Below are 26,179 nucleotides of genomic sequence, written 5' to 3' on the forward strand. Positions count from 1 at the left end.
TTCTTGAGCTGTGGTGCCGATTAGTTGGCGACGTAGCCGCCGTCGACGGACAGCGCGATGCCGACGATGTTGGAGGCTTTGGGTGAACAGAGAAAAACGACGGCTTCCGCGACCTCGTCGGCCGTGCCGGTCCGGCCAATCGGATGGGATTTGTCAAAGCCCGCTCTCGCAGTTTTGCGCTCACCCTCGTCTGGTATGGACTCGAAGAATTTGCGCAGCATTGGCGTATCAATGCCGCCGGGATTGACCGCGTTCACCCGAATGCCCTGCTTGGCATAATCGATCGCGGCAACCTTGGTCAGCCCCATGATGGCGTGCTTGGATGCGCAATACACCGACGCCCCCGGGACCCCGACAAGACCGCCGCCGGAAGAGAGATTGACGATAGCGCCGCCGCCCTGTTTCAGAAGATGCGGGATGGCATGCTTCATGACCAGGAATGTCCCGCGAACATTGGTTGCGAAGACCTCCTCATAGCTTTCCAGACGCTGGTCTGCGAAGATGTTCACTTCGCCCTGTGTGCCAGCACTGTTGATCACATAGTCCAACTGGCCGAAAGCTGACGCGGCATCTGCAACAAGGCGCTCGATAGACGCCGGATCCATCAGATCCGCTTCGATCGACTGGATCTTACCGCCAGCAGCGTTGACCTCAGAGATGGTCTTTTTAAGGCCCGCGCTACTGCGTCCCGAGATAACGGTTTTCACACCTTCTTTCGCGAGCGCGACCGCCGTCGCCTGTCCGATGCCGGAGCTTCCTCCGGTGATCAACGCGACTTTTCCTTGCATTGACGTCATTTCCGTCTCCCGTTCACTTCAGTTGAAGGAGCTTGTTCGAAGCTACCTCTGTTCTGAGTGAAAATAGGAAACGGCTGGATCAGGGTATTGCACAAAGCGGATGAGTGATGACGAGATCCAAACAAAAGCAAATATCGCGCCACGCCGCGCCGCTGAAGCTTTTTGAAAGCCATCTTCAGAAAGAAATGAAATGCGCTGTGCCAAAACCTCGACTGGAATTCAATCAGGCAGCGGGATAGACAGTATTGTGCAAAGATTCTGGCGCGCCGGTCATAACTCTGCGAATGCGCGCTAGAGTGTTTCCAGGTGAAGTGGATACCGGTTCACCGTCCGTCCGGAAACGCGTTCAAACAAAAAGTTAGAGCCGTTTCGCGATTTCATGTAAAGCAAAACGACTCTAGTGACCGTCTATTGCTCGTGCTTCACTGACCGCGGCGAATGCAAAAAAATGAGCGTGGTAGGTGACGGTCGATATTATGGTCGGGCGCGTGGGTCGCCCGGGGGCCAGTTCGCGCAAGGGGTTATAATATTCGATAACTTCCTTCATCTTACCGTCCACCACTCGAATGACATCGACATAGTCTTGAGCATAGAGCTTTGGCCACGCTCAGATCAGCCGTCCGCAACGCCTGCCCGGTCTTGCCCAGAACCTTCCCAAAGAGATGCTTTGGCACGTTCATCGCAAAGTAGTACCGCCCCCGATCCAACGTCAGCCCCATGCGCAATCCTTCTGCAACACACCCGTCACTATGCGGGAATTCATGCGGGATTTTATGGGGGAAACGCCCGTTCCAGCGCGTAAACACTCCATACGGTCATTGAAATCATTGGGGTTTTTAGAAAAATCATAGCTCATAAGGCCAGCCTAGTGGCGGAGCGACAGGGATTCGAACCCTGGAGACGGTCTCCCGCCTACACACTTTCCAGGCGTGCGCCTTCGACCACTCGGCCACCGCTCCGTTCGGGCGGTGTACCGCGCCGGACAGGTTCTTTGCAAGAGGCAAAATACCCCCCCGAAGACACTGTTTTCAGGCCGCAGGCAAACAGCGAATTCGGATGAGGCTGTCAGTAAATGCGCAGGTCTGATGCATCCAGGCACGCGACCGTGCGGTGCAGCCTCTGCGTCACTCCTGCGTGCCGTCCTTTTCAGGGCGCAGCGCCTCTGGGTTGCGCAACCAGATGTCCCGCTGGGCAAAGGGTATCTCGATCCCCTCTTCGGCAAAGCGGGCCGCAATTGCATGATTGATATCGTTGCGAACGGTGAGGATCCAATTCACATCCCGCAGGATCGCCCTGATTTCGAAATCAAGCGAATCCGCTCCGAAACCCATGAACAACACACTTGGGGGCGGGTTGTTCAGGATCATCGGCTGTGCCTCTGCCACCTCGCGCAGGATTTTGTCCACGTGCTTGGTATCCGTGCCATAGGCCACCCCTACCGGAACAATCAGACGCCCGACCGTATTGCCGCGCGTGTAGTTGGTCACCGTCCCCGAGATCAGATCGGAATTCGGCACGATCACATCCGTGCGGTCGAAGGTCTCGATCCGGGTGGAGCGCACAGAGATGTGTTTGACGTAGCCCATCTGCCCGCCAACCTCGATCCAGTCGCCTTCGGAAATCGGACGTTCCACCAACAGGATGATACCGGAGACGAAATTCGACACGATGGTCTGAAGGCCAAAGCCGATCCCCACCGAAAGCGCCCCGGCAACAATTGCAAACGCCGAAAGATCAACCCCCGCCACCGTGACCGCGATCAGCGCAGACAGGAATATCCCGACATATCCCAGCCCCGAAACCATGGCGTTTTGCCCGCCAATATCGAGCCGCGTTTTTGGCAGGACATTCTGGCGCAGCGTGCCCTGCAAGACCCGTGTAATCGTGTACCCGACGACAAAGACAATTGCGAAGGTCAGAAAGTCCGAGGGCGAGATACGGGTGCCGCCGATTTCAAAACCGCGCAGAAACCGGCTCCAGAGCTCGGTCAGATCGGTGACCCGCACCCCCCATGTCAGCGCCAGCAAGGGCAAGGCGATCAACACAAGCACGAAGCCCGCCAGAATCGCCGCCAGACCGTCCCGGGCCTCGCTGCCCTGCCCGCTCACCAGACCGTAGACATCCGCCGTAAAGCGTTGCAGCACCAGCACAAGCCCCAGAAGCACAAGGCTCAGCACAGTGGGATACAGCAGCGCGTTGCCTGCCTCTGAATAGCCGATACCCGCCATGATCGGTGCGGCAACACCGACCACGATCATGCCGGTGCCAACGATACGCAGAAAGCGCGCAAGCCCCCCACCTTTGGTCTCGCTCGCCGCTTCCCCGGTTTCGACAGGCCAGCTTTTGCGCAACATCAGCCCCTTGATAAAAAGGATAGCACCCATGAGAACCACAATCGGAAACGCCACGACAGCAATCGTTTCAGGCTGTGCATCCTCAAGATCGAAGATCACGGCAATGATCCCCCGCGAGACAAAAAGCAGCGACAGGATCATCATGTAAAAGCGCGATGCCTTACGTTTCTCGGACGCAAGACCGATCAGCACATCGTCGTCGTTACGGGCGTAGAGGCGCTCTGCCAGCCAGCGAAAGCCCAGCAGGATCAGGCCCCAGACCGGCAAAAGCCCGACCAGATTGTCGATCTTTTCGCCCAGAACGCCGGTCAGGCGCAGGGCGTAGGCCAGCAGCATCAATCCGATCAGCGGCAGGAAAATGCGCAGCAGGGAAACCAGAAAACTCCAGACGCCAGACCCGCGCCCGCCCCAGCGCCGCATATATTCGACGGCGATGCTCGCCCAGCGGCCGCCCTTGACGATGAGCGTCACCGCCATCAGGAGCAGCAAAAGCACCAAAGGGGCCTGATCGCGGAATTGCTGCTGCACACCCGGTTCCGAGAGATCGTAGGCGTCGTTTCGAATGTCAAGGAAGATGCGGCGCGTATCCTCGACCGCCACGGGCCAGTTGCGCGGATCAAGCGGTGACGGACCAAGCGCCAGCAGCCGCCTGGTCTGACGCTCGCGGACAATTGCATCGATTTCGCCGATCAACCCGTCAGCACGTCGAAAGGCTGAATCCGCGACCCGTACCGGGGCCTGCAGTTCTTCGAGCTGCTGTTCCAGATTCGTGCGCCGCGCCGTGATCTCTTCCGCTTCGGTGCCGGTCTCGGGCACCGGCCCCAATGCTGCGATCTGGGACTGCAATGTCGCGATACGGTCAGCATTGGCCTGACGCCCATTGGCAAATTCCGTGCGAAAGATGACGATCCGCGACCGCAGGTCTTCGAGCTCTTCAACGCTGCTGTCATCGGCCCCGTCGATCCGCTGTTCGGCTGTTTCCGCAAATTCGTCCCAAAACGGATAAAGCGGGTCATTTTCATCGCGCGCACTGTCCTGCGCCTGGACCATGGCCGACCAAACAACCAGCAGACCAACCAGAAAGACCCGCAGAACCTGTCTCATACGTCCTCAAAAACGCCCGGAATGCTGGCAGGGGCGCGGTCGAGCCAGGCTGGCACGGGCAAGCCTTTGCTGGCGAGGAACTCAGGATTGAAGAGCTTGGATTGATACCGTGTGCCATAGTCACACAGGATCGTCACGAGGGTGTGCCCCGGCCCCATGTCGCGCGCCATACGCATCGCGCCTGCGATATTGATCCCCGAGGACCCGCCCAGACACAGCCCCTCGTGCTGCAAAAGATCAAACACGATGGGCAGGGCTTCGGCATCATGCACGTTGTAGCAGTAGTCGGGCGTAAACCCTTCAAGGTTCTTGGTGATCCGGATCTGGCCAATGCCTTCATTGATTGATGAGCCCTCCGACATCTCAAGGGTGCCCTTGGTGTAATAGTTGTAAAGCGACGCCCCATCCGGATCGACGAGGCCGATCTTCACCCCCTTGGGCTTGAGCGCCTCGGACACCCCCGCAAGCGTGCCGCCGGAGCCCACCGCACAGATGAACCCGTCCACCTTGCCGGCAGTCTGGTCCCAGATTTCGGGCCCGGTGCCTTCCACATGGGCCTGGCGGTTGGCCACATTGTCAAATTGATTGGCCCAGATCACCCCTTCGTTGGTGCTGCGCGCCAGCTCGTGCGCCAGCCGCTCGGAGTACCGCACGAAATTGTTGGGGTTGCGGTAAGGGGCTGCGGGCACCTGCACCAGCTCTGCCCCGGCCAGCCTCAGCATGTCTTTCTTTTCCTGGCTTTGCGTCTCGGGGATGACGATCACGGTCTTGAAGCCCATCGAGGCCCCGACCAGCGCAAGGCCGATCCCGGTGTTGCCCGCCGTCCCTTCGACGATGGTACCGCCGGGCTTCAGCAGCCCCTTTGCGACCGCATCCTTGATGATGAAAAGGGCCGCGCGATCCTTGACGGATTGGCCGGGGTTCATGAACTCCGCTTTGCCGAGGATTTCGCATCCCGTGGCTTCGCTCGCCGCTTTGAGACGGATCAACGGTGTGTTTCCGATGGCCTGCTCAAGATCCTGTGCGACACGCATGTGCTCGTTCCCCATCTTTTATAATATGGTTTTACCTCTATCGGGGCGGTCGCGCGACCTCAAGCGGACCTTGCCTTTCGCGACGAAAAAAGGAGAGCGGTTAAGAGATCATACCGCTTTCGCGCCGCAGCCTGTCCCGGTGACGCGCCAGCCAATAGGCGGCCATGACCAGCGGCGCATTCGCGATCTTCTGCGTGTCGCACATCTCCATCAATTTCTCGAAAGAAATGACATGAGAGCGGATGTCCTCGTGCTCGGACGCCAGCCCGCCAAGACCCGCGGCCCCATCGGGGAGGGCCGCCAACCCCACGTAAACATAGTAGAATTCCGAGGAATTTCCGGGCGAGCAATAGGTCTCTGCTACGGGAGTGAGCGCCCCCATCTCAAGGCCGGCTTCCTCAAGCGCCTCGCGCCTTGCGGCGGTCTCCGGCGCCTCACCGGGATCAAGCCGCCCGGCGATGGGCTCCAACTGCCAAAGGGCGCAATCTCCGCGCGCCAAGGGCCCCATACGCATCTGTTCCACCAGCAGGACCCTGTCGCGCCGCGGATCATAGGGCAGGACAAGTGCCGCATCAGCGGCCAGAAACACCGCGCGCGTCACCTCTGGCGTCATACGGCCATCAAAGCGGGCATGGCGCAGATCATATTCGTCCAACGCAAAGTACCGCGCATAGGGGCGGCGTTGCGCCTTGATCTCGACGGAGCCTGAAAGGGTCATCTCCCCATGGCGACTCTGCCTGGCGTTCAACTGCGACCAGGCGCGGGCGCGGATCATCGGAAACATCTCCGCAACCTCCGAAGGCGGTTTGAGACCTTGGTAGCGCATCACCTCGCGGGCCGCCAGAACGCTGAGCCTGCCCCACTGCTCCGCCCAATTGTCCAACGACCACGGACCCTGCGGTGTCCAGCGATCAGCAGCGGGAAAATAGGCCTCGGCCGCACGGCCGTCCTCCAGGACCACAGGGGCCAAAGCGTAGTCGAACGCACCTTCGTAGTGGTCAAGACGTGCGTGATCCTTTGCGGTCAGGCCGGTGACCAGCACACCGTCAGCTTTGGCCTCCGGAGCCTTTTCGATCACCGGAAAGGGACCTTCGACGGCGGCACACACCAAAACCCCCGACGCCCGCGCCGGTGTCAGCGCAAGGTGATCCAAAGGGCCAAGAACGGCCTCCAGCAAAGGCAGATAGCGCAGCGTTCCAAAAAGAAAAAGCGGTTTCATGCCCGCCTGTTAGCGACTATCGCCAGGTGCGCCAAGCATATTCCGTGGCAAGACCGGCAAGAACGCCGCCAGCCGCAAGGCTAAAGATCACCAGCGGATCAAGCATGACAAGGGCATATTCGGCCATGAACTGGAAAATCGCCGCCATCGCGTCGAAGAAGCCGTTGTACCAATTGGACATCGCGCGGTCGAACATCTGATAGCAGGAATGCAGGAACAGCCCCCAGATCACCAGAACCAGCGCCCCGCCGAGACCATTGTTGATTGCCGCCGCAATCCCACGTCCGGCCCGTTTGCCCATCACCGTCCAGCCACAGGCGATCCCGAGGATGGCGTTCATGTAGGCGAAGGCCCCGAAATCGGTACTCTCCGGCATCAGCGGCTTGATCTGCAGCGAGACCACATAGGCCACCGCGCCGATGCATATCGCAGCGATCAACCTGGCGGCGTCTGGCATTGGGGACCTCGTCTACTCATCTGTTTTACCACATCGTGCCCGGAGACTATTGGGCAGCCATACTGATAGAGGGCCTAAGTGGCGAAATGCAGAAGGAAATGAGGCGATTTTCGGGCGTCGTCCTCAGGCAGGACGGGTGACGGTGATTTGCGTGACGTCGCAATTTGCCGTTTCGAAAGCCGCAGCACAGGAGGTCAGGTAATAGTTCCACATGCGCCGGAACCGCTCATCAAACCCCAGCGCGCTGACCTGATCCCACTTGTCATTGAAGGTCTCGTGCCAGCGTTTCAGGGTAACAGCATAGCTTTGGCCAAATTCGATGGACCGCTCAAATCCAAGACCTGCGCGCTGGACCTGATCGCGCAGCGCAGCGGGGCTAGGCAGCATGCCACCGGGAAAAATGTATTTCTGGATAAAGTCCACATCATTGCGGTAGGCCTCCCACCGTTCATCTGCGACAGTGATGATCTGCAGCGTCGCGGATTTCCCGGGCTTGAGCCGCTCTTTGACCCTGCCGAAATAGGTCGGCCAGTATTTTTCACCCACCGCTTCGAACATCTCGATGCTGACGATCCCGTCATAAAGCCCAACTTCGTCGCGGTAATCCTGCAGCTTGAACTCGACCCGATCAGAAAGCCCTGCCTTTTCAATGCGATCCGCCGCGTACTTAAACTGCTCCTTGCTGATCGTCAGGCAGGTGACCTTGAGGCCCCGCTCCTTTGCGGCGTATTCGGCAAATCCGCCCCACCCGCAGCCGATCTCCAGGATATGATCGCCGGGCAGCGCCCCCATCTCGTCAACCATCTGCTTGTATTTCGCGGTCTGCGCGGCCTCCAGGCTTTCCTGCCCGGTCGAAAACAGCGCGGAGGAATAGGTCATCGTGTCGTCCAGCCACAACCCATAGAAGTCATTGCCCAGATCATAGTGATAGCTGATGTTCTTGCGCGCCTGAGCCTTGTGATTGCGTTGCAGCCAAAACCGCATGCGCTCATACATCTGGATCAGCTTCTGACCCGGATACCCGTTATACATCTCGTCATTGTCGGCATTCACCAGATCCATGAAGGACTGCAGATCGGGCGTCGACCACCAGCCGTCCATATAGGCCTCTGAAAAGCCCACGTAGCCCTCGCGCACGAGACGGGCAAAGAGGTCACTGTTTTGCACCTCCAGCACGGCGATCGGCCCCGGCTTGGTCCCGCTGGCGGAAAACACACGCCCATCCGGTAAAACGATGTCGAGCCGTCCTGACTTGATCTTTTGGGCCACTTGTAAACTCTGGGCGAAGTACCGCGGGAGGTTCTTCTGGCCATCGGTAGAAGTCAGGATCATGAATTGTGCGCTCGTTTTCTTAGGGGCGTTAACCGAATGTTAGGATAGAGATAGGGGATAGAGCAAGCTTGTCAAAATCCTCTGTTTTCATAGGCTTCAAGCGCAATCTTGCGCCCCTCGTCCGCAGCTACAACCGGAGCGGGATATGGCTCGGATGGATCCAGATTCCAGCTCTGCGGCACGGCCTCGAAATAGGACAGCGCGGTGTCCGACGGCGTCTTGCGGCCCTCGGCAATCCAGCGTTTGACATAGGCGCGGTCCTTGTCGAACTTGTCAAGCTGCGTGACCGGATTGAAGACGCGGAAATAGGGCGTGGCGTCCGGCCCGGAGCCTGCGGACCATTGCCAGCCCATGGCATTACTGGCCGGGTCCCAATCGATCAGGCAGTCTTCGAACCAGTTCAGACCGATCTTCCAGTGGCTCAGCAGATGTTTGGTCAGGTAGCTGGCCACGATCATCCGACCGCGGTTGTGCATGCGGCCCGTCACATACATCTCCCGCAGCGCGGCATCGACGAACTGGATGCCGGTGCGCCCCTGTTTCCAGCGCCGTACCTCGGCACGGCGCTCATCGGTGTTCCAGGGAAATCCGTCCCAGTCCTCTTTCCAGTTGTCGCTCAGAATACGCGGTGTGTGGTGCATCAGGTGATAGGCAAACTCACGCCAGACCAGTTCCTTGAGGAATGTCTCCGCCCCGCGTTTGCCTTCTTCGCGGGCCCTCAGGCCAGCATGCCAGCACTGATGCGGGCTGATCTCGCCCAGGCTGAGGTTTTCAGATAGCCCGGAGGTGCCATCCACCGAGGGCTGATCGCGCGTGATGTCGTAGCCATCGACAATCCCCGCGATGAACCCCCCGAGACGCGCTTGCGCGGCCTGCTCGCCAAGACGCACGTGGGGGCGCACCACCTCTGCCCCCCGGTGCATGGCAGCCCCCATGGCCCAGGTCTCCAGATCGTCGCTTGCTGGCCAGATATCAGGGGCGGCAAGATCGCGCGGTGCAGACAGCGGCGCATCGACCTCGCAGTCCTTCACCATCTTCCAGAAAGGGGTATAGACCTTGTAGAAACCACCGGTCTTGGTCTCCACCGTCCAGGGTTCAAACATCAGATGGCCCCCAAAGGACCGTGCCTCGATGCCCCTCTCTTTCAGCGCGCTCTTGATCCGGGTGTCACGGTGAACCGCGCCCGGGTCATAGAGCCGGGACCAGTAGACCGCCCCTGCCCCGGTCTCTTCGATCAGGCGTTTGAGCACCTCGAATGCATCGCCCTTGCGCAGGATCAGACGGCTGCCCTTTTCTGTCAGGGCCTGCGCAAAATGCGCCAAACCGAGCCCGAGACGCCATTTTGGGGCGGCGCCCAGGGCAACAACCTGATCGTCGTGGACGAAGACCGGGATGACGGGTCTACCACTGGTGGCGGCGGCGTGCAGGGCGGGATGGTCGCTCAGACGCAGATCACGCCGAAACCAGACCAGAACGGGAGATGTGTTCAAACTTGTTCCCCTTGGGCGTCTTTAAGGATGAATACGGCAGGGGGTGTGCATTGGATCAGAGATCATCCCTAAAGAACGCGATCAAGCGCGGCAATCAGGTGGTCGATCTCATCGCGGGTCGTGTAATGGGTAAAGCTGAGCCGCAAGACCCCTTTTGCGTCATCCACCCCCATGGCCGACAGGGCGCGCCCGGCATAAAAATCACCGCCGCCTGCCATGATACCCTGCGCGGCCAGCTCCGCCGCGACAGCCTCCCCGGACCGGTCCAGCGCCAATGCCACGGTGGGCGCGCGCAATGCCGCCTCAGCAGGTCCGATCAGGCGCACCGAATTGCGCCCCGCGACCGCTTCGAGCAGCGGGGCGAGCAGCTCTTCTTCGTGGGCGCGCATCAGGTCATGCACCGCGCGGCCCCGGTCGGCCGGGCCATCACCCGCCCCGATGTGGTGCGCATAAAGCGCGTCGATATAATCCGCCATCCCGGCACAGGCCGCCACTTGCGCATGATCGGGCCCGGCGGGGGTGAAACGTTTATAGAGCGTCCCCGCGTTAAAGCTGTGCCCCTGATTGGGCAAAAGCTCTGCCAATGTGCGGCGCACCACCATCACCCCCTGATGCGGCCCGTAGGTCTTGTAGGCCGAAAAGAGATAGATGTCCGGGCCCAGATCGCCCACATCCACAAACCCATGCGGCGCATAAGAGACCCCGTCAACGCAGGTAAACGCCCCTGCCGCATGGGCCAGCGCCGTGATCTCGGTGACCGGGTTCACTTCCCCCACCACGTTGGAGCAATGGGGAAAACAGACCAGACGGACCCGCTCGTCGAGCAGCACCTCGAGATCATCGGGGGTCAGATGGCCGGTAACGGGATCAATCTTCCATTCGCGGATCTCGATGCCCCGCTGCGCCAACCGCCGCCAGGGGCCGCTGTTGGCCTCATGATCCTGGTTGGTCACCACAATCGCCTCACCCGGGGTCATCATCTCGGCAAAGGCCTGCGCCAGCACGTAAGCATTTTGCGTGGTGGAGGGGCCAAAGCTCAACTCATCCGACTGCACCCCGAGGATCGCCGCCATTCGGTTGCGCGCCTCGTCCATTTCCGCGCCCGCCAGCCTGCTTGCCTCGTAGGGGGCATAGGGCTGGACTTTGCGTTCCGTGTAAAATCGCGTCAGCCGGTCGATCACCTGCCTGCAGGTATAGGACCCACCTGCATTCTCGAAAAACGCCTTGCCCTCAAGCGCAGGCACCTGAAACGCCGGGAACTGCGCCCGGACGAAGTCGGTATCAAGTCTCATCTGCGCAAGGTTGTCCGGCATCTTCAGCGCGTCAAGACCCGAACGCCTTTCCGCCAGGTCATTTCAAACGAAAACGGGCCACAGGTCTCCCTGCGGCCCGCGTTCAGTATGCCGTTACTCGGCGGGCGTGGCCTCCGGGTCGATCACGGCGCGAATGCCCGCCGCTTCACGACGGCCATCGTTGTAGATGGCTTTGATCAGCGAGATACACATCAGCACCATCACAATGGAGAATGGCAAGGCGCCGATCACCATTGCCGTCTGGATGGCAGATGTTCCGCCCGACAGCAGCAGACCGCCGACCACCAAACCCAGGGCTGCCCCCCAGAACAGGATGTGCGGACGCGCCTTGGGGCCTTCGTCGCCGGCTGCGTTGATCGTGTTGACGATCAGCACGGCAGAGTCAGCCGAGGTGACGAGGAAGGTCATCAGCAGAACCACGATCAGCAAGGCCATTCCCCAGGCCAGGAACTGTGCGATGGGGGCCAGCATGAACTCGGTCATGGCAAAGATCTTGTCGCCGTTGGCCGCGTCAAAGATGATGCCGTTTGCGCCGCCGTTAAGCTCCAGATCGATGGCGGTGCCACCGGCCCAGGCAAACCAGACAAAGCACATCAGCGAAGGGACGATCATCGCACCCAGTACGAATTCACGGATGCTGCGGCCGCGCGAAATACGCGCAAGAAACAGCCCCACGAAAGGCGCAAAAGCGATCCACCAGGCCCAGTAGAACACCGGCCACCAGCCTTGCCATTGTGCCAGCAGGAAGGCTTCGGACCCTTCCACACCATCGGACTGGAAGACGTTGAAGCTCATTGCCGGCAGGGCGATCAGATAGTCCCAAAGGCCCACGAACATCGCTGTTGCGCCGAACCATGTCGCCCCAAACAGGATGAAGAAGCCCAGCAGGAAGATCGACAGGACCATGTTGATGTTGGACAGCCACTTGATGCCCTTGCCAACGCCCGACAAGGCCGAAAGCGTCGAGGCCCCCATGATCACGAGCAAGGCCACGACAATCCCAACAAAGGTCGCCCCGCCATCCTCATTCATCAATCCGCCGATACCGATCCGCGTGAGGCCGGCCACGAATTGCTCGACCCCGAAGCCCAAGGTCTGCGCCACACCAAGAATGGTGGCCACAACGGCAACGATGTCGATCAGGTGCCCAAGCTTGCCCGACAGGGATTTGCCGAACAAAGGCGTCAGCGCCGACCGGATCGTGAGCGGCAAACCGCGCCGGTAGCTAAAGAAGGCCAAGGACAAGCCGCAAACCGCATAACAGGCCCAGGCGCCCAATCCCCAATGCAGGAAAGACCATTTATAAGCCATGCGCACGTTGTCTGCGGCGCCCCCTGTGGTAATCCCCTGGATGGTTTCGGGGTTGCTGCCAAAATGCGCAACCGGTTCCGCCACGGCCCAGGTCAGCATACCGACCCCGATCCCGGCACCGAACATCATCGAGAACCAGGAAAAGTTGGAAAATTCGGGTTTCTCGCCATCGACACCCAGATTCATCCGACCCGCCGTCGGCCAAATCGCGAGCCCGAGACAAATGATGATGAAAAAGGCGACCGTCCAGATATACCAGGCCGCAGCATTTTCCAGAATGATGCTGTTGAGATCGCCAAGCACCCGGCCCGATTGTGTGGGCCAAAAGATGCACCAGACCACGAGCACGCTGATGATGAGTTTACTAATCACCGTCACATCGACGCTGAAGCCGCGATAAAAGCCTTTATCTGCCGTCTTGATCGGCAGATCAGAAAGCGGTGGTTTGAGAGCCATAAAGCTATATTCCCTGTTGTTTATTATTTCGTAAGGCTACTTTAAACAGCCTTGGGTCAACGAATAGAAACGACAAATCGGGGTTCTAAAACGCCGCAATCTGCGATGCGACGGATCAGGGACCGCTATGAGAATCGCATATTCTGTTTCGTTTGCCCCTTCGTTCATAGGTTTCCTAGTTTGCACGGAATACGAACATCTGTCACGCCCTTTGGCTTACAAGTCACCCAGCGGGGCACAGGTGAAACATCATCTTGCAGCCTGAAGAACGACAAGAGCCGCCGCGCAAGATGGCTCGCCGTTCAAAACGCAAATAGAAGCGCGTCGGTCAAAACTCCATTCGCGGATATTGATATCAAAACTCAGACCCCCGGTTTCTCAACCGGCGACAACCTGCCCATCGCGCGGATTTCAAAGACGAGCATGGCCCTTTTGCTGCTTCGGGCCCGCGCGGCGATGCTGTCGGCAAGGGTCACCAGAGCAGCATTGCGGTTTCAAAGGGCATGCATCCCAGTCGTGTTTCGAGGCGCGGTATCGGATGAAGCCGTCTTTGCCACCGTTGGGCTTTCGCGGTTTAGAGAAGTTCCGGCGATATGTCCGCAGTTTCTTGTTGCCTGGGCCTATATAGCTGTCAGCCACAGGGTCATAGACAAAGTCTTCACGTGAGAACGTGCCGTCCGTCCGTTTCGATTTGTTCCAGACTGGAAGGCGCGGGGCGATGCCGCGCTCCTCGACCAACCACCCCAACATCTCGGCTGATCCGTAGCCCGTATCCATTGCCCGTCAGGCGATGCTTGCATCGCTGAGAGGGGCCAACCAGCTTATCCGGTGTCATATCGAAGCGTTCTGTGATCCGATCAATCATGCGCCGCGCGGCAAAGGTCTCAGCGGTTCGGATTGGAACCGAGGGCTCAACGTCAACGATCACAGCGTTGTCCAAATCCACCATATAGTTGGTGGAATATGCGAAGAATGCAGCGCCACTGTCTGCCCCGGTCCAGCGTGCCGCGGGATCAACCGGCGAGATGTATTTGGAAACGACTTTTGTGGACGCACCGAAAGCGGCATCATCCAGTGTCTCAAGGTATTCGTCGATGACACCGGCGGTCAGGTCTGGTGGTAAGCCTTCCTTGTTGTCAATGCCACGTGTCTGGTTCGCGTTGGCAGGGATCAGGCTGGCGCCGACGCCAAAGCTCTCGCCACCGACCAAGCCCTCATCGATGCATCGCTGTAGCACCGTCTCAAACAGGTGGCGGAACAATCCGCTCTCCCGGACACGCCCGTGCCGGTTCTTGGAAAAGGTAGAAGGGTCTGGTACAGGATCAGTCAGATCCAGTTTGCAAAACCACCGATACGCCAGATTGACATGCACCTCTTTGCACAGCCGACGCTCAGAACGAATACCCTGGCAGTATCCCAACAACAGCATTCTGATCATCAGCTCAGGGTCAATCGAAGGCCGACCATAGGAGCTATACGATGGCGCGAGAAGCGGTCGAACGTCAGACAGATCAAGAAAACGATCAATGCCGCGCAAGGGATGATCAGCAGGCACAAACTCCTCAATCGAGAACTCATAGAACAGCGCGCTTTGCGCAACCTGCCTCGGTCCCATCATCGCCACACCTCCACTCTCAATTCAAGTGAATCAGCGACGCACCGACCAATCAATGAACTTTTCAACAGGATCCGGACTTTGCTGACCTCTGTCGCTCTTGTTCAAATGTCCGCTTTTTCTGCTTCTCAAAAGACTGCGATATCCCTCAGCACGCGGCATCTTCGTTGTACGCCTGCGCCGGGCAAGGGTCTTGCCTGCTCATGGTGTGTGACAAACTGCTTCGATATTATGTCCGTCGGTATCAAAGACGAAGGCTGCATAGTAATCTGCGTGGTAATGCGGTCGAAGACCTGGCGCTCCGTTGTCCTTTCCACCCGCACGAATAGCGGCCGCATGAAAGGCATCCACGTCAGCGCGGCTTTTCGCTTGCAGGGCGATGTGCATCAATCCAGTTGTGGCATTCTCCTCGGCCAGCCAAAACCAAGGCCGATCATCACCGTAACCAGTCACTTTAACTCCACCCGAATGGTCTTCGGGTACGTCAAACAAGCGCTTGACCCCCAAGGGGGCCAACGCTTGATCGTAGAAAGCTGTAGACCGAGCGAAATCGCTGACGCCAAAAGTAATGTGATCAATCATCTCTTCCCTCCACACACCGGATTGCAGTCTATTACATATCGCAATGAATGGGTCGACCGCTCGAGAAATGCTTCATCCTCTTTTTTAAATCCGGTTTCACAGACGCAGACATTGGTCGAACGCGCAGCAACGGTCGATCCTGGCTCAAGGCCGACATCAGGTCCGTTCTTTGCCGTGAAGGTCAAGGTTACCTGACGTTCCGAATTTGCCGCGGCTTGGCCGTTAGAAGTCGACCCCGGTTGTCGTTGTCGGCGGTGTTGCGGGCAGCACGCCCGAAGCGCCGCAGCCCACCTTTCGCCATATCTTTCTATTGGACGGCTTTCACGCCTGGGCCATCTACTTGGCGACCAGGCTGGGCCTGGCCTGGATGACCATCCACGGCAGCACCGCCACCGATCTGGAGATGGCCGGCGGGGCGAAAGGCATGATGATGGCAGTCGCGGGCTCCGCCAAGTTCTTTCTAATGCTGGAGAGGTACTCTCACGCGCTGCTGAAGAAACCGGTGTAGAGCGCCCCATCGTCCGGGGCGTAGTCCTGACGGTGGTGACCGGCAGTCTTTGCGGGCTGACGGCGGTCTTTCGGCATTGCAAAACGCGACGAACTTCGGCGCTTTGCCTGCTGGGATCCTGAAAGCGCCGACGGTGCTGACGCTTGTCAAAGCGCTCTTTAACCAGGGGCAGCACGAAAAAACGGGTCTGACCAAGGGCGAAGCTGCGGGGCAGCCCGGCGCAGACAAAGGCGTCATGCGATTGCCGTATTTCAGCGCTATTTCAGGCGCTCAGGTTGATCGGAGAGATATCGCATGATGCAGATAATGGACCATTATATTTGGATCGTCGCCGCGATGGCGCTGCTGGCCGTGGTGGATGTTAAGCGGATCCAAAGAGCGCATGACATCCGGGGGCTTGCAGTGATTTCGGGCCCGACCGAGAACCGCCGCGCGCGGCTGTCGCTGCAGGTTCGCATCGTGACTTATGTGCTGTGCATCGCGGCGCTGGTCTGGATCGGGTGGACGCTTGGGTATGTTGCACTGTAAGAAACGCCCCGCGCGCTGATTTGGACCTTTGGGCGTATTTGGCTTTCCGTCACACCACTTGATCCGGCAGACAATGTCGTGTGGCGCAGACGGGCTTCGTTTCCGCAAACGAAAACCTCCACTTTGGCGACAGCTAAAGTCAGCATAGAGCCCATTGCTACCTCGATGAAGTTGCTGCAAATCTCCATGACTGTGCTTGCCGATCCACGCAGTTATCCTTACCAATCTTGTCATGAATACTGCCGCAGGGGCACCGACTCCACCAAACACTAGAAATGGGCTTCTCGGGGGCGGGCTGGTCATCCTGTCCGCGCTGGCCTTCAGCATGTCCGGCGTTCTGACCAAGGTAATTGAGTCAGACGGATGGACGATTTTGTGTTGGCGCGGGCTGGTCGGCGGTCTCCTTGTGGCGCTCTATGTTGAGTTGCGGCGTGGCGCGCATTCCCGGGGTTCCGCCTTTGGCCTAGGTAAAGAGGGATGGCTACTTGCTACGGTCGGCAGCCTCGCCAGCATCACATTCATTTATGCATTTAAGCTGACCTATGTGGCGAATGTCGCCGTGATCTATGCAACGGCTCCCTTCTTCGCCGCTTTGCTCGCCTGGGCGCTGATGCGCGAGGAGGTGTCATCGAGAACCATGGTTGCAGCGATGGGTTCTGCAATCGGGGTAGGCATCATCGTTTGGGGAGGCTTCGGTGGCGTGAGCCTATCCGGGGATTTGATGGCCGTGTTGATGACCGTTCTCAATGTCCTCTACATTGTTCTGATCCGCAAGTTCACCGCCGCGCCGGTTGTTTGGGCCGCAGGAGCGACATCATTCCAACTCGTATTTATTGGATTGCTGTTTTCGAACCCTCTTGCTGCTCCAAGCGATGATTTTTTCTTGATGATGTGTTTTGGTGCAGTCTTCGCCCTAGCCGTTATTCTCTGGACCGAAGGAACCCGCTTGATTGCGGCGTCGCAGTCGGCGCTTTTCGGAACCACGGAAATTCCATTTGCGACACTGCTCGCATTTGTGTTTCTGTCGGACGTACCGATACTAGCTGGATTCATAGGCGGCGGAATTGTCATTGCCGTGGTGCTGACACACGCTTTGCTGGACTTGCGAGAACTCAAAAACCACTGCGCTCTAAATGATTGCGCCGAACGGCAGCAAAGTCCCGCTGAGCTACCCTTTTGGGCGGTTTAGGTATGTCCGTTACAGGCCTTGTTTTACTTGACTTTTGGCAAAATACTGACGGGCTGATCGCCGCAACGGACGTCAGTAAGCCCCAGCGTCAAGGCAAACGCCCGGTGCGGGGGCGCCGGGCAGTCTGACCTCTGTCTGCGGCCTCAGGCGTTCACATCAACGACCACGCGCCCCTTGACCTGACCTTTCAGGATATCCGCGCCCAGCTGCGGCAGGTCAGCCAAGGTCGCAGGCTGAACCATCGCGTCGAGCTTGTCCATCGGCAGATCGCGGGCAATCCGCTCCCAGGCCCTTACCCGGTTGTCATAAGGCTGCATGACGCTGTCGATGCCCAGAAGGTTCACACCGCGCAGCAGGAACGGAATGACCGTCGCCGGCAGCCCTGCCCCGCCGGCCAGACCCACCGCCGACACCGAGGCTCCGTATTTCATCTGGCCCAGTACACGGGCGAGCATCGCCCCGCCGACCGCATCAACGCAGCCGGCCCAGGTCTCGCCTTCGAGCGGGCGTTTGACGGTTTCGTTGATCTCATCCCGCGCCACGATCTGGGTGGCCCCGAGCGATGTCAGGTAATCCGCCGTTTCCGGACGGCCGGTGACACCCGCAACCTCATGGCCGAGATTGGCCAGAATGGCCACGGCGACAGAGCCGACGCCGCCCGCAGCTCCGGTGACCAGCACCGGGCCGTTGCCAACCGTCAGACCGTGATCTTCCAAAGCCATCACCGCCAGCATGGAGGTGAACCCGGCGGTCCCGACGGCCATGGCCTGGCGCGTGTCCAGCCCCTTGGGCAAGGGTACAAGCCAGTCCGCCTTGACGCGGGCTTTTTGCGCGTAGCCTCCCCAATGCGCCTCGCCAACCCGCCAGCCGGTCAGCACGACCTTGTCGCCGGGACTGTAGCGCGCGTCCTCTGAGGCCTCCACGGTGCCAGCAAAGTCGATGCCGGGCACATGCGGGTATTTGCGCACCAGCCCGCCACCGGGGCCAATGCAGAGCCCGTCCTTGTAGTTCACCGTCGAATACTCCACCGCGACGGTGACATCACCCGAGGGCAAGCGGTCCGCGCTGATCTCTTCAACGGCCGCCGAGGTCTTGCCGCTTTCTTCATCCTTGTTGACCACAAGTGCCTTGAACATCGTCGTCTCCTTTCGGGCATATCGCCCTGTCTACTCTGGCTGTCAGATATCGTGGCCGGAGCCGCTTGCACGGCCCCTGACCTGTGTTCAGATCCAGAACCCTGCCTGAACGGTCGTGTCGCGCAGCCCCTCCGGTGTGGCCACCTTGAGCTGCGTTCCGGTCTCCCAATGGGTCATGCGGACCATGCCGATCGCCACATTGGTCTGGTGATCCGGGCTCCACGCGGCAGAGGTCACCTGCCCGACCCGGGTATCGCCTGCAAACAAGGGCCATGCGCGGTCGCATCCGGGCACCGGATCGCCCTCGATCACCAGGGCACGGACCTGCTGCACGGGTCCTTCCTTGGCGACCCGCAACAGCGCATCGCGCCCGATACAGCCAATTGCCGTCTGCGTGTCGCAGAACCGGCCCAGCCCGCATTCATGCGGCGTGTTGTCATCGGTCATGTCGTTCCCGTAGGACAGCAGACCGCCCTCTATCCGTTCGATCGCGTTGGGACAGCCCGCGCGCACATTGAGGTCCGCGCCCGCCCGAAAGAGCGCGTCCCAAAGCGGCATGGCGATATCTGCCCCTTCCACGTAGACCTCGAACCCGCCCTGCTTGGAATAGCCCGAGCGGGCCACGACCATCTCGCGGCCCTCGAACTCGAAAAGCCCGAAGCGGAAGAATTTGATATCGCGGACGCCATCGCCAAAGACCCGCGCCGCCAGATCATCGGCTTTGGGCCCTTGGATGGCCAGCGGGCTCACGTCGGGCTCATCCACCAGAACATCCAGCCGGTAGCCGTTTGCAATCCCCTTGACCCAGAGCAGCAGGTCACTGTCGGCGATGGAAATCCACCAGCGGTCCTCGGCCAGCTTGACGGCCACCGGATCATTGAGCATGCCCCCCGTCTCATCCACGATGGGGATGTAAAAGCACCGCCCCGGCAACATGCCCCGCAGATCGCGCGGCGTCAGCATCTGCATCAGCCGGGCCGCATCGGGACCCCTCAGCTCGACCTGCCGCTCGACCGAGACATCCCAGACCTGTACATGGTCCTTGAGGTGCCGGTAATCGGCCTCGACACTCTCGAAAACGGTTGGCAGCAGCATCCGGTTGTAGACTGTGTAGGCCTTGACCCCTGCGGCCTCGACACCCTCGGAGAAAGGCGTGCGGCGCAGCCTGCGCGACGGGGATATGAGCGCCATCTCAGCCCCCCTCCGGCATGAAGATCAAATCAGACACCGGGGCCTTTTGACCCGCGGCGGTCAGCATCGCGTGGAGTTGCCCGCGATGATGTGTCTGGTGATTGAAAAACTGCATCACCGCCATGGCCATTGGTTTTGTCATCTGTCCGCCCAGGGTGCCGGAATACCAGCTCAGGTCGCCCTTGAGGTCCAGCGCGCGAACCCCGTCCGCCCAGAAACGGATCTTGCCATCCATGCGAAACCGGTCCGCCGCCCAGGAGGCTGCCGTCGGATGCAGGGTTGTATGACCCTCCGGGCCGACCTTGGGGGCCTCCACAGAAGGGTCAAAGCGGCTCATCCAGAGGGTGTCGCCCCACAGCAGGTGGTTGGCAGTGGCCAGAAGGCTGCCGAAAAACGCGCCCCTGTCCTGGGTCACCTCCTCTCGCGACATGGCTTCCAACACCGGCATCAACTGGTTGTTCTGCCAGCTGTTGTAGCGCGCCATGGTCTGCACATAGCGCGGGTCGATCATGGCTTTGGACCCTTCCAGTCAATCGGGCAGATCTCGGCCGATTTACCGCCAAAGTCCCAGACCCGCCCGTAGTCCCGCACGCGGCTTTTCAGCCCGGTCGCGGCGATGATATCCGGCCCCATCCAGTATTTCGAATTGCTGACCATCACCGGATGCTCGGGGTCCTTGCCTGCCAGCATCTCGATCTCGCCCTGGATCTTGCGCCCGATCATGATGCTTCGACGGTTGCCCTCGCGCACAATCTCAACCGGCGCGCGCTCGGCCCCGATGATTTCGCTGACCAGCATGGTGAAGAGCCCGGTGGTGCCACCCGCAGCACCCGAGAATATCTGCAAAATGCCGTTATAGGCCTTACCCGTCGCACGCTCGTCCACGTAAGCCGCAACCTTCCAGTTGCCCTCCCCCATGCGGCCCGGGATATCGACCAGCAGCCCGATGTTCAGACCGCCCAGGTCTTCCCCCTCGTAATGCCCCTCGTCGATGGCAATCGCCATCCAGGCGTGACAATGCCCCTCGGTCGGCGGGTGTGCGCCCAGCGAGACAACACAAGGGCAAAACACCGTGCAGGAACAGTTGAGAAACAGCTCCCCCTTGATCGCCCATTCCGTCGGGCTGGTCTGGCGCCGCTTGGGGTTCGGCATCCGCTGGTCGATGCGCTGGCTGATCGGCAAGCGATCCGCATCCGCTTTCTTGTTCCTCGCCATAGGTTTATCCTCCCGCAAAAAGGGGCCAGCCCAGCACCGCGATACCTGCGATGAGGAGGGCAAACCCCATTGGTTTTGTGACGTAATGCCCCAGTTGAGGCAGCTTTTCGATGACCATGAACAGCGTGGCCAGTCCCATCCAGGCCAGGTTCATCACCCCGCCGACAAAGCCCAGAGCCATAAAGCCCCAGCAGCAGCCGACGCAAAAGGCGCCCAACCCCAGCCCCATGCGCAAGCCCCCGGCAAAACCCGTCCGCCAGTGCCCCAGAAAATACATCGCAGGGGCATGGCAGACACCGTGGCAGACCTGCTTGGCGCGGGTGAACTGGAAGGCGCCGACCGCAATCAGCAGCCCGCCCGCCAGCCAGGAGCTCTTGGCAATGCCGAGCATATCGACCAGGCCGCCGAAAAGCAGCGCAAGCTGCGCGCCGGTGATCAGCGCGGCAAAGCCAACCCAGACCAAAAGGTAGCCCAGCAAGACCCCCAACCACCCGGCGCGGGTGCCCGTGGCGCTAACCATCAGGTCCTCATAAGCCCGCAGCGTCGGCACCAGCGTCGGCAACATCATCGCGGCCATCATGATGGCCCACATCCAAAAAAGCGGTCCGAAATGCGCCATCGGCATATACATCGGCATGCGCGGATCCATCGCGGCCATGCGTTCGCCCCTCTCTCCCGGACGGCCCAGAAGGTCAAGGTCCATGTCGATGCTCATCACATACATCACCCACCACGCCGCCAGAATGGCACCGAAAAAACCAAGCCAGAGGGTGGAGCGGAGAATTGCGTGCAAGGTGAATCCTCTTTTTCTTGCCAATCAAATGCCAGACAATTAGAACTCGGGCAAACATTAAATGTAAGACATATGAAAATTGACCCTGCCAGCCCTGCCGATCTGTCGGCCCAAATCGCTGCTGCGATCCGTGATGCCATCGTCGCGGGCACGCTGATTGTGGATGAGCGGCTGCCGTCCGAGGCGGAACTGGCCGAGCAGTTCGACGTCTCCCGCCCCACGGTGCGCGAAGCGCTGAAACGGCTGGCGGCGCAATCGCTGATCCGCACCCAGCGCGGGGCCACCGGCGGGGCCTTTGTGAACCGGCTGAGCTTTGAAGAAGCCTATCCGCAGCAGATCACCACCTCGACGCTGCTGTTGTCGATGAACGCGGTCAGCTTTGGCACCGCCTGCGAGGCCCGCTACGCGCTGGAGCGCGCCTGTGCGCCGCTGGCCGCCGCCCGGCGCAGTGCCGATCATCTGGCCACCATGCGCGCCGAGATCCACCGCCAGGCCCAGCCGGGTCTGACGGATGAGGCCTTTTGCGCCTCTGACGTGGCGTTTCACCGCGCGCTGGTGGACGGGGCGGGCAATCCGGTGCTGAGCTACCAGCTTGCCGGCGCTGTCGAGGCGATGCAGCCCTTGATGAACATGATCACCTTTACCGCCCGTGATCGCGCCAGGATCGTTGATCTGCACACGGACATCGCCGACGCGGTGGAACGCCAGGACAGCGCGGCGACCTCCGACGCGCTGACAGCGCTTGAGCACGAAACGCAAGCTCTAGCGCAGAGCGTATTCGCCGCAAAGGCAGTCGGCGGCACGGGTTTGCGGCGTGCCAAACCAGTACCGCACGCGCGCGGCTGATCCAATCAAGCGGCCTTCTTCAGCCAACCTCTGACCGCCTCTTTGACGTACCACAGCGTATGACTTTGGTGGTCGGACCTTCTCAGGCTCTGGCGGCCTCAGCCTGGGCTGGCCTTGCGAAAATGCGGTTTCTCCCCCTCGCCATCTTGGAATGGCCCAGATCATACATAAATGGGCCAGAGTAAATAGTTGACTGTTTTAGTATACTTTTGACCTTACAGCGAGAGGAGAACAGTTTGATGATGCCAAGTTCAGAACTGAGGCGCGATCCGGGATTACCGTCGAGCCTCAAAATCCTTGGAGCGGCCTGCCTGGCGGCCTTGACCCTTCCCGCCCAAGCGCAGGCCAACGCGGAGATGGACCCCCCGGCGCTTGTCGACGCGCTAAAGGGCGGTGGCCACGTTGTCTTTATCAGACATGCCACAACAGAAAAGGATTACGCGGATCAGATCGAAGCGGTCATGGGCGACTGCTCGACCCAGCGCGTCCTGAGTGAGGCGGGCTGGGCCGAGGCAAAAGCCATAGGCGCAGCTTTCGCGCGGTTGGACATACCGGTCGGCGATGTGATCAGCAGCGAATACTGCCGCGCATGGCAAACCGCGGATCTCGCCTTTGGCACGTTCGAAAAAAACGCCGACCTCAACTTCGAACCGGCAGAGACCTACAGCGAGGCGCAGCTTGCGGCGATGTCAGAGCGTATGTCACCCCATCTCTCCACCGTTCCTCAAGAGGCCAACACGATCCTTGTCGGCCACGACGACCCTTTCGAGGCCGCGACTGGTATCTACCCTGAACCGATGGGCATCACCTTCGTCCTCGAGCCACAGGAAGACGGCACCTTCGAGATCCTTGGCTCCATCGCGCCGGATGCCTGGGCCGACCTCCCCTGAAAGACCCTCAAGGTCAGTGAAATATTCAACAGAAAGGAAAAACGATGTCAGAGACTTTCATGCATATCGGGAAATTCGTCGTCAAGCCGGACAACAGAAGTAAATTTCTGGAGGTGATGCGGGAATACGAAAACGCGTCGAAACCCAAAGGGTTGACCCAGTCCAACGTGATCGAGGATGAAAACGCCGAAGGCACATTCATGCACGTCACACTTTGGGATAAGCGTGACGATTGGGTCGCCGTCGAAAAGGCCGACATCCATAAGAAGATGCACGAAAGGCGCAACGCCTTGTTGGCGACCCCAATGGAGCACGACTTTGTCTGTGGCAAGGTGGAAATCTGAGCCTGAGAAGGCTCTGACAAAGCCCATCAGAACGCAAAGACTGCCGACCCCGTGGCCGGCAGTTTCCCCGGAAAAGGAAATCTGTTGCAAACTGCGGTCTTCAAGGGCCACACTCATGACGGGAGGGGCCATACGCCAATTCCCGCCAGCGCCTGAGGGGCTTTTCCGCAGGTCTTTGCTGACTGAAGGCTGGCGGCTTTTCTGACCCGCGCCCCTTGCTTAGGTCATCGCCAGAGGCGCATCCCGCGTCCAGGAGCAGGAGGCAGCACAGCTATGATAACAGTTGAATTCACCGAACCGGTTTCTGCGGAGCGACAGAGCGTTTTCACGCAGGCCGCTGCGCGTTGGGACACAATTCTGGATACCAGCCTTGAACCGGTCACCGTGGATGGGCAGCAGATTGACGGCATTCTGATCGAAGCCGCCATTCTGCCCATCGACGGGGCCGCAGGCGTGCTGGGCCAGGCCGGCCCGACCGTCTTGCGTGCGGGCAGCGAGTTGCCCGCCAAGGGCATCATGCAATTTGACACAGCCGACACCGAACGGCTTGAACAGGATGCAAGCTTTGCCGATGTGGTCCTGCATGAAATGGCGCATGTGCTTGGCTTTGGCACCCTTTGGGCCCGCGCAGGGCTTGTGCAGGGCAGCGGCGGGGCAAATCCGCGCTTTACCGGCACCGGGGCAAGCCGCGAATACCAAGCGCTTACGGACAGCGCCGGGACCTCTGCGGTGCCCATTGCCAACACCGGCGGGCCGGGCACCCGTGAAGGCCATTGGCGCGAACTCATTTTCGGGGATGAACTGCTGACCGGGTTTTTATCCGGGGCGCAGCGCCCCATAAGCCGCCTGTCGGTCGCCTCTTTTGCCGATCTGGGGTACAGCGTTGATATCACGGCCGCGGACAACTATGCGCTGCCCTCCTTTCGGGAACTGGCCGAAATGGGGATCACCGAGGCGGTGCGCATCTGCGATCTTTGCCGCATGGGCCGGCCAGAGCCCGTGGTTCTGGCCCCCTAAAACAACGCAGGCCGCGTGCTTGCCGGTGGTGCCCACCGGTCTACCTGCTCTGGCATGACGGATATCGTGAACACAGTGGCCAGCCTGCTGACCATCGCTTTCGGGCTTTTCGGGTTTCTGGCACCTCGCTATACCGCGAGTGTGCTGGACCTCGCGCCGACCGGGACAACCATGGGACTGTCGGAGATGCGCGCGTCCGTCGGCGGGCTTTTTGTCGTGGCAGGTCTGGCGGCCCTTTGGCTTGGCGATCCCCTGGCCTATGCAATGATTGGCTTTGCTTTTGCGGGCGCGGCATTGGGGCGCGCGATCTCCTTTGTGCTCGACGACCCGCCCCGGCGCAAAGTGCTGATCTTTGGAGGCATCGAAGCCGCGCTGGCCGGATGGTTTATAGGGGCAAATCTGGGCTGAGCTTATGCACGCGGGGCCTTGAGATTTCTGCACAGCCCCCTTATGTTAGACCTGTTCGCAAGAACTATGGACATAAACGCGCTCGTAATAAGCGGATCGGACCCGGGGGCGGTACCCGGCGGCTCCACCAAACATCCTTCATTTGGGGATCATGGGGCCGAAACAGGATCGACGAACGTCTAAAGGGGTTTGCTTTGTTTCGGCTGTCTGCCACCGTTATCGGCGAAACATGTACAATTGCAAATGACAATCGTGCTCCAGTAGCAATGGCCGCGTAAGCGACCGGAGATACTGAAATCTAAGTCCTCTCGCTTTGCAGCGTTTGGCGGGGTTCGCAGGCACCTGGCAACAGAAGCCTGCACTTTCACTCCCTCCGCAAAACAACCGAGATCATTAAGGGTTCCTCAAGGAGCTGTCGGCTATGCATAACCTGAAGTTGATTGGGCCTGTGCGGTGACAAAAGCGGATATTCTGAAAAAATGGTATGAAACCGTCTGGGAAGACGGTCGGCTTGACGTGATCGAAGACTACTTCGTGTCAGAGCCGCATCACCAGTACATCGCCCAGAACTTTGGGATTGAGCCGTCTGAGGTCCGTGAATGGGTCTCCGTTCTGCGCAGCTTTGTGACCGACATCAAGGTTGAAATCCTCCATTCCATCGAAGAGGGCGATTGGCTCAGCGCCATGCTGGAAATCAACTGCCGTTCCGTTGCGACCAATGACCCTTTGAAAGTCTACCAGCAGATCATGTTGCGCTTTGACGGCGACCGCAAGGCAGAGAGCTATCCGGCCTTTGACTTCATTCGCTTCTTTGAACAGCTTGGCCAGCTTCCGGAAAATACCCATGCGCTGCTTTTGGGCGGCACCGTTCTGCGCTGAACATTGCTGATTGACCGCTGCTGCGCGGCTGTGGCATCCCCTCGGTGAAAGAGGTCGGCAACCTTTTTTGCCGCGCCAGACCAATCCCCAGGACCTTCCTCGTCAGAAAGGATGAGGCCATCGCCTTTTTGCAGCCTTTCCCGCGCCAATCCCCCGCGGCGGATTGGATAC

At 59.7% G+C, this 26,179-nt stretch carries 24 protein-coding genes, 1 tRNA gene, 1 other RNA gene and 1 pseudogene; 10 read left to right on the forward strand and 17 right to left on the reverse strand.

Annotation, left to right across the window (positions count from 1 at the left end; genetic code table 11):
• Nucleotides 1–20: 20 nt before the first annotated feature.
• The 12 genes and pseudogenes from H7847_RS11140 to H7847_RS11195 form a co-directional block, all read right to left on the reverse strand.
• Nucleotides 21–797 (reverse strand): SDR family NAD(P)-dependent oxidoreductase, encoded by a 777-nt coding sequence (locus tag H7847_RS11140; RefSeq protein ID WP_227269561.1) that lies wholly within the window; start codon nucleotides 795–797, stop codon nucleotides 21–23.
• Nucleotides 798–1,666: 869 nt separating this feature from the next.
• Nucleotides 1,667–1,756: transfer RNA gene (locus H7847_RS11145), tRNA-Ser, on the reverse strand.
• Between the two features lie 165 nt (nucleotides 1,757–1,921).
• A complete protein-coding gene (locus H7847_RS11150; protein ID WP_227269562.1) occupies nucleotides 1,922–4,255 on the reverse strand; it encodes a DUF3772 domain-containing protein in 2,334 nt (777 codons plus the stop codon).
• The gene (locus H7847_RS11155; RefSeq protein WP_227269563.1) at nucleotides 4,252–5,289 is read right to left on the reverse strand and encodes a cysteine synthase A; all 1,038 of its coding nucleotides are present in this window, start codon (nucleotides 5,287–5,289) and stop codon (nucleotides 4,252–4,254) included. The genes H7847_RS11150 and H7847_RS11155 overlap by 4 nt, the downstream gene beginning before the upstream one ends.
• Nucleotides 5,290–5,389: 100 nt before the next feature.
• Nucleotides 5,390–6,508: an NUDIX domain-containing protein gene (locus tag H7847_RS11160; RefSeq protein ID WP_227269564.1), complete on the reverse strand. Its 1,119-nt coding sequence runs from the start codon at nucleotides 6,506–6,508 to the stop codon at nucleotides 5,390–5,392.
• Nucleotides 6,509–6,524: 16 nt separating this feature from the next.
• Nucleotides 6,525–6,965 (reverse strand): TrgA family protein, encoded by a 441-nt coding sequence (locus tag H7847_RS11165; protein ID WP_227269565.1) that lies wholly within the window; start codon nucleotides 6,963–6,965, stop codon nucleotides 6,525–6,527.
• A gap of 123 nt (nucleotides 6,966–7,088) precedes the next feature.
• Nucleotides 7,089–8,297, reverse strand: a complete 1,209-nt coding sequence (locus tag H7847_RS11170) for an SAM-dependent methyltransferase (RefSeq protein WP_227269566.1) — start codon at nucleotides 8,295–8,297, stop codon at nucleotides 7,089–7,091.
• Nucleotides 8,298–8,368: 71 nt separating this feature from the next.
• Complete coding sequence (locus H7847_RS11175) at nucleotides 8,369–9,787, reverse strand: cryptochrome/photolyase family protein (protein WP_227269567.1); 1,419 nt, start codon at nucleotides 9,785–9,787, stop codon at nucleotides 8,369–8,371.
• A gap of 68 nt (nucleotides 9,788–9,855) precedes the next feature.
• Nucleotides 9,856–11,079 (reverse strand): aminotransferase class V-fold PLP-dependent enzyme, encoded by a 1,224-nt coding sequence (locus tag H7847_RS11180; protein ID WP_227269568.1) that lies wholly within the window; start codon nucleotides 11,077–11,079, stop codon nucleotides 9,856–9,858.
• A 114-nt stretch (nucleotides 11,080–11,193) separates the two neighbouring features.
• Nucleotides 11,194–12,867, reverse strand: a complete 1,674-nt coding sequence (locus H7847_RS11185) for a BCCT family transporter (protein WP_227269569.1) — start codon at nucleotides 12,865–12,867, stop codon at nucleotides 11,194–11,196.
• Between the two features lie 447 nt (nucleotides 12,868–13,314).
• Nucleotides 13,315–14,485, reverse strand: a pseudogene (locus tag H7847_RS11190) (transposase); the annotation flags it as partial.
• A 198-nt stretch (nucleotides 14,486–14,683) separates the two neighbouring features.
• Nucleotides 14,684–15,064 (reverse strand): VOC family protein, encoded by a 381-nt coding sequence (locus H7847_RS11195; RefSeq protein ID WP_227269570.1) that lies wholly within the window; start codon nucleotides 15,062–15,064, stop codon nucleotides 14,684–14,686.
• 340 nt (nucleotides 15,065–15,404) lie between these two features.
• On the opposite strand from H7847_RS11195, the gene H7847_RS11200 reads away from it, so the two are divergent.
• From H7847_RS11200 to H7847_RS11210, 3 genes are all read left to right on the forward strand, one after another.
• Nucleotides 15,405–15,572, forward strand: coding sequence for a hypothetical protein (locus H7847_RS11200; RefSeq protein ID WP_227269571.1), 168 nt, complete (start codon nucleotides 15,405–15,407; stop codon nucleotides 15,570–15,572).
• A 306-nt stretch (nucleotides 15,573–15,878) separates the two neighbouring features.
• Entirely contained in the window at nucleotides 15,879–16,100 is a 222-nt protein-coding gene (locus tag H7847_RS11205) for a hypothetical protein (RefSeq protein WP_227269572.1), read from the forward strand.
• Between the two features lie 232 nt (nucleotides 16,101–16,332).
• Nucleotides 16,333–17,289, forward strand: coding sequence for a DMT family transporter (locus tag H7847_RS11210; RefSeq protein WP_227269671.1), 957 nt, complete (start codon nucleotides 16,333–16,335; stop codon nucleotides 17,287–17,289).
• A 143-nt stretch (nucleotides 17,290–17,432) separates the two neighbouring features.
• Here the strand turns inward: H7847_RS11210 and acuI are convergent, their stop codons facing one another.
• From acuI to H7847_RS11235, 5 genes are all read right to left on the reverse strand, one after another.
• Nucleotides 17,433–18,425 carry an acryloyl-CoA reductase gene (gene acuI / locus H7847_RS11215; RefSeq protein WP_227269573.1) on the reverse strand — a complete coding sequence of 331 codons (993 nt, stop codon included), beginning with the start codon at nucleotides 18,423–18,425 and terminating at the stop codon, nucleotides 17,433–17,435.
• Nucleotides 18,426–18,512: 87 nt separating this feature from the next.
• Nucleotides 18,513–19,616, reverse strand: coding sequence for a dimethylsulfoniopropionate demethylase (locus H7847_RS11220; protein ID WP_227269574.1), 1,104 nt, complete (start codon nucleotides 19,614–19,616; stop codon nucleotides 18,513–18,515).
• A gap of 1 nt (nucleotide 19,617) precedes the next feature.
• Complete coding sequence (locus H7847_RS11225; RefSeq protein ID WP_227269575.1) at nucleotides 19,618–20,127, reverse strand: DinB family protein; 510 nt, start codon at nucleotides 20,125–20,127, stop codon at nucleotides 19,618–19,620.
• Nucleotides 20,124–20,831 carry a DUF1326 domain-containing protein gene (locus H7847_RS11230; protein WP_227269576.1) on the reverse strand — a complete coding sequence of 236 codons (708 nt, stop codon included), beginning with the start codon at nucleotides 20,829–20,831 and terminating at the stop codon, nucleotides 20,124–20,126. The genes H7847_RS11225 and H7847_RS11230 overlap by 4 nt, the downstream gene beginning before the upstream one ends.
• Nucleotides 20,832–20,835: 4 nt before the next feature.
• Nucleotides 20,836–21,624 (reverse strand): DUF2182 domain-containing protein, encoded by a 789-nt coding sequence (locus H7847_RS11235; protein ID WP_227269577.1) that lies wholly within the window; start codon nucleotides 21,622–21,624, stop codon nucleotides 20,836–20,838.
• A gap of 72 nt (nucleotides 21,625–21,696) precedes the next feature.
• On the opposite strand from H7847_RS11235, the gene H7847_RS11240 reads away from it, so the two are divergent.
• From H7847_RS11240 to H7847_RS11270, 7 genes are all read left to right on the forward strand, one after another.
• The gene (locus H7847_RS11240) at nucleotides 21,697–22,470 is read left to right on the forward strand and encodes a FadR/GntR family transcriptional regulator (protein ID WP_227269578.1); all 774 of its coding nucleotides are present in this window, start codon (nucleotides 21,697–21,699) and stop codon (nucleotides 22,468–22,470) included.
• A gap of 239 nt (nucleotides 22,471–22,709) precedes the next feature.
• On the forward strand, nucleotides 22,710–23,360 hold the full coding sequence (locus H7847_RS11245) for a histidine phosphatase family protein (protein WP_227269579.1): 651 nt from the start codon (nucleotides 22,710–22,712) through the stop codon (nucleotides 23,358–23,360).
• 44 nt (nucleotides 23,361–23,404) lie between these two features.
• The gene (locus H7847_RS11250; protein WP_227269580.1) at nucleotides 23,405–23,704 is read left to right on the forward strand and encodes a putative quinol monooxygenase; all 300 of its coding nucleotides are present in this window, start codon (nucleotides 23,405–23,407) and stop codon (nucleotides 23,702–23,704) included.
• A 273-nt stretch (nucleotides 23,705–23,977) separates the two neighbouring features.
• A complete protein-coding gene (locus tag H7847_RS11255; RefSeq protein WP_227269581.1) occupies nucleotides 23,978–24,721 on the forward strand; it encodes a leishmanolysin-related zinc metalloendopeptidase in 744 nt (247 codons plus the stop codon).
• 54 nt (nucleotides 24,722–24,775) lie between these two features.
• A complete protein-coding gene (locus H7847_RS11260; protein WP_227269582.1) occupies nucleotides 24,776–25,129 on the forward strand; it encodes a DUF4345 family protein in 354 nt (117 codons plus the stop codon).
• Nucleotides 25,130–25,143: 14 nt separating this feature from the next.
• Nucleotides 25,144–25,492: a transfer-messenger RNA gene (gene ssrA / locus H7847_RS11265) on the forward strand.
• Between the two features lie 90 nt (nucleotides 25,493–25,582).
• Entirely contained in the window at nucleotides 25,583–26,008 is a 426-nt protein-coding gene (locus H7847_RS11270; RefSeq protein ID WP_227269583.1) for an ester cyclase, read from the forward strand.
• The last annotated feature ends 171 nt before the right edge of the window (nucleotides 26,009–26,179 follow it).

It is taken from the genome of Roseobacter weihaiensis (assembly GCF_020622345.1).
Classification (GTDB): domain Bacteria; phylum Pseudomonadota; class Alphaproteobacteria; order Rhodobacterales; family Rhodobacteraceae; genus Roseobacter; species Roseobacter weihaiensis.